Here is a 4,003-nt window from a genome sequence, read left to right on the forward strand (position 1 = left end):
GCCGCCGTCGCCGTGAGCTGCCGCTCGGACGTGCTGCGCGCCGCGCTGTGGGGCGCGATCCTGATCCCCGCCGCGGTCTACGCGGTCGGCGCGCTCGCCGGCGCGCTGCGCCATGCGTGGGAGGAGGGCGACGACGGGCCGATCGATCGGGTCCGCGACGTCGTCGACTCGTGGGGCGACTGGGCGGCCGTACCCGGCGAGGCGGTGCGGGGCGCCGCTGTCGCCGCCATGCTCACCGTCGGGCATCTGGCCTACCTGCCGACGCTGATCGTGTGGGCGGCTAGCTGGCTCGCCGGGCCCGGGTTCGCCCTGGGCGCGGGCACCGCGGTCTCGCCCGCCGGCACCGAGCTGGGCGTCGTCCCCGGCATCCCCGTGCTCGGACTGGTGCCTGAGAACTCGTCGATCTGGATGCTGGTGAGCGTGCTCGTGCCGATCGCCTGCGGCGCGGTGGCGGGCTGGATGGTGCGCTCGCGGCTGGTCTGGGAGAACACGGCCGAGGGGTACGGGCCCCGAGCCGCCATCGCCGTGGCCATCGCGACTCTGTCGGCCGGCACGGCCGCGCTGGCCGCGGTTCTGGCATCCGGCTCGATCGGACCGGGCCGACTCGCCCAGGCCGGGCCCGCACCCGGAGCATTCGCGCTCGCGATCGGCATCGAGGTGCTCATCGGCGCCGGCATCCTGCTGCTCGCCCCGCGGCATCGCGACGAGCTCGCCGAAGAGCGCACCGACCGGTGGAACGAGGAGATGGCGGGGCTCACCGCCCCGGTAGACTGACCGGGTGCTGACGCTCGCCGTACTCATCTCCGGTACCGGCTCGAACCTTCGAGCCCTCCTCGAGGCGGCGAGTCACCCCGATTTCCCAGCCCGAGTCATCGCCGTGGGCGCCGACCGTGACGCCGCAGGGCTGGCGCACGCCGAGGAGTTCGGCATCCCCACCTTCACCGTTCCCTACACCGCCTACGCCAGTCGCGAGGAGTGGGGCCGGGAGCTGGCCGCGCAGCTGGATGCCTGGCAGCCCGACCTCATCGTGCTCAGCGGGCTGATGCGCCTGCTGCCCCCGGCCGTCGTGGAGCGCTACGCGCCGAACATCATCAACACGCATCCCGCCTACCTGCCCGAGTTCCCCGGGGCGCATGGCGTGCGCGACGCGCTCGCCGCCGGCGCCGCCGAGACCGGAGCCAGCATCATCGTCATCGACGACGGCATCGACAGCGGGCCGATCCTCGCCCAGGAGCGCGTGCCGGTGCTGCCGGGCGACACCGAGACCACCCTGCACGACCGCATCAAGCCCGTCGAGCGACGCCTGCTGATCGATGCCGTCCAGCGCATCGCCACCGGGAAGCTCACGCTCTCACGCTGACACCCACACACGATCTCGCCCGAACGAAGGAGCACCCTCATGGCCGGCCCCAGCCTCGACCCCTCGCTGTACCGCGATCGCGACCTCGTGCAGGTGAAGCGCGCGCTGGTCTCGGTGAGCGACAAGTCCGGTCTCGTCGAACTCGCCGAGGCGCTGACCGAGGCGGGCATCGAGATCGTCTCGACCGGCTCGACCGCGCAGACCATCCGGGACGCCGGTCACGAGGTCACCGACGTTGCGTCCGTCACCGGGGTCGCCGAGATGCTCGACGGGCGGGTCAAGACGCTGCACCCGAAGGTGCACGGCGGTCTGCTGGCCGATCTGCGCCTCGAAGAGCATGAGCGTCAGCTCGAGGACTTCGGCATCGAGCCGTTCGAGCTCGTCGTGGTCAACCTCTACCCGTTCGTCGAGACCGTGGCATCCGGCGCCGAGCCCGACGCCATCGTCGAGCAGATCGACATCGGCGGACCGGCCATGGTGCGCGCCGCGGCGAAAAACCACGCGAACGTCGCGATCGTCGTGTCGCCCGAGTCGTATCCCGCCATCATCGAGGCGGTCGCCGAAGGCGGCACCACGCTCGCGCACCGGCGCGAACTCGCCGCACGCGCCTTCGCGCACACGGCCAATTACGACTCGGCCGTCGCGCAGTGGTTCTCGGAGCGCACCCTCGCCGAGAGCGGAGACCTGCCGGCGCACCTCACCGTGAAGGCCGAGCGCCTGGCCACCCTGCGCTACGGCGAGAACGCGCACCAGCGCGGCGCGATCTACACCCGCGCCGGCGGCCACGGCATCGCCCAGGCGGCTCAGCTGCAGGGCAAGGAGATGTCGTACAACAACTACGTCGACGCCGACGCGGCGCTGCGCGCGGCGTACGACATGGTGCAGCCGGCCGTGGCGATCATCAAGCACGCCAACCCGTGCGGCATCGCGACGACCGCTCGCAACGCTCTCGACCCGATCGCCAGCGCGCACCTGCGCGCTCACGAGTGCGACCCCGTGTCGGCCTACGGCGGAGTGATCGCCGCCAACGGCACCGTCACCCTGAAGATGGCCGAGAACCTCAAGGACATCTTCACCGAGGTCATCGTGGCGCCCTCGTTCGAGCCGGCCGCGCTCGAGGTCTTCAAAGCGAAGAAGAACCTGCGTCTGCTGCAGCTGCCCGCCGACTGGCGGCAGGAGCGGATGGACGTGCGCCTCGTCTCGGGCGGTCTGCTGCTGCAGGATGCCGATCGCTTCCCCGACGACATCGTCTCGGTCGCGACGAACTGGGAGCTCGTCTCGGGCGAGCGGCCCGACGACGTCGAGATGGAGAACCTCATCTTCGCGTGGAAGGCGTGCCGCGCGGTGAAGTCGAACGCGATCGTGTTGGCCAAGGACAACGCGACGGTGGGCGTGGGCATGGGGCAGGTCAACCGGGTCGACTCGTGCCGTCTCGCCGTCGAGCGGGCGGGAGACCGCGCCGCGGGCTCGGTCGCCGCATCCGACGCCTTCTTCCCCTTCGCCGACGGCGCGCAGGTGCTCATCGACGCGGGCATCACCGCGATCGTGCAGCCCGGCGGTTCGGTGCGCGACGAAGAGGTGGTCGACGCGGCACGCAAGGCCGGCGTGACGATGTTCTTCACCGGAGAGCGCCACTTCTTCCACTGATCCCCACGGCGCACTCGGGACATCGCTGCGCGCTGTCCCGAGCCTCGGCGCCGCGGGGCCCCTCATGGGCATGCATGCCATGCGGTCACCTGGCCTGCGGACTGCCGTGTCCGATTTCCGCCAGCCGGGTGCCCGCGGACGTGACAGCATGAAGACATGAGCTTCACGGCCGAGCACGACGAGCGCTACCGCGCGATAAGCGCACGCGACACCCGTTTCGACGGGCAGTTCGTCACGGCTGTGCGCTCGACCCGCATCTACTGCCGCCCGAGCTGCCCCGCCCGCACCCCGAAGCCCGAGAACGTCACCTTCTATCCCACGAGCGCCGCGGCGCACGAGGCCGGATACCGGGCCTGCAAGCGCTGCCTGCCCGAGGCTGCGCCGGGCTCTCCGGCCTGGGACATCCGCGGAGACGCGGCCGCCCGCGCGATGCGCCTGATCACCTCAGGCGTCGTCGAGCAGGAGGGGGTGCCCGGCCTCGCCCGCCGTCTCGGCTACTCGCCGAGACACCTCACGCGGCTGCTGACCACCGAGCTGGGCGCAGGCCCGCTCGCACTCGCCAGGGCGCACCGCGCCCACACCGCGCGCATGCTGCTCGTCGGCACCGACATGCCGGTCTCGGAGGTCGCGTTCTCGGCCGGGTTCGCGAGCATCCGCCAGTGCAACGACACGATCCGCGAGGTCTTCGAGATGACCCCGGGACAGCTCCGCGCGACGCGCCGCTCGTCCGCCCACAGGTCGCACGGCGCGCCGGCCGACGGCGCGACGCAGGGTGTCATCGACCTGCTGCTGCCGCACCGCGCCCCGATCGACACGTCGGACCTGTTCGCCTGGATGGCCGCGCGCGCCCTGCCCGGGGTGGAGAGCGCCACGGCGACGTCGTTCGGTCGTCACCTGCGGATGCCCGGCGGCCCCGCGCATCTCGAGATCCGGCAGACGCCCGAGGGGCAGCTTCGTCTGCGCGCGAAAGTCACCCGACTCGCCGACCTCGCTCCG

At 71.7% G+C, this 4,003-nt stretch carries 4 protein-coding genes; all 4 read left to right on the forward strand.

The genetic code is table 11. The annotated features are described in order from the left end of the window. Nucleotides 1-774: DUF6350 family protein (locus tag RT309_RS14075; RefSeq protein WP_313358038.1), on the forward strand; the 774-nt coding region annotated here is incomplete at its 5' end. A 4-nt stretch (nt 775-778) separates the two neighbouring features. After that, the gene (purN, locus tag RT309_RS14080; protein WP_313358040.1) at nt 779-1,360 is read left to right on the forward strand and encodes a phosphoribosylglycinamide formyltransferase; all 582 of its coding nucleotides are present in this window, start codon (nt 779-781) and stop codon (nt 1,358-1,360) included. A 39-nt stretch (nt 1,361-1,399) separates the two neighbouring features. Further along, nucleotides 1,400-3,007 (forward strand): bifunctional phosphoribosylaminoimidazolecarboxamide formyltransferase/IMP cyclohydrolase, encoded by a 1,608-nt coding sequence (gene purH / locus RT309_RS14085; protein WP_313358042.1) that lies wholly within the window; start codon nt 1,400-1,402, stop codon nt 3,005-3,007. A 156-nt stretch (nt 3,008-3,163) separates the two neighbouring features. Further along, a partial coding sequence (locus tag RT309_RS14090; RefSeq protein WP_313358043.1) for an Ada metal-binding domain-containing protein occupies nt 3,164-4,003 on the forward strand: 840 nt, incomplete at its 3' end.

Source organism: Microbacterium sp., from assembly GCF_032084865.1.
In the GTDB taxonomy this organism is placed as follows: Bacteria; Actinomycetota; Actinomycetes; order Actinomycetales; family Microbacteriaceae; genus Microbacterium.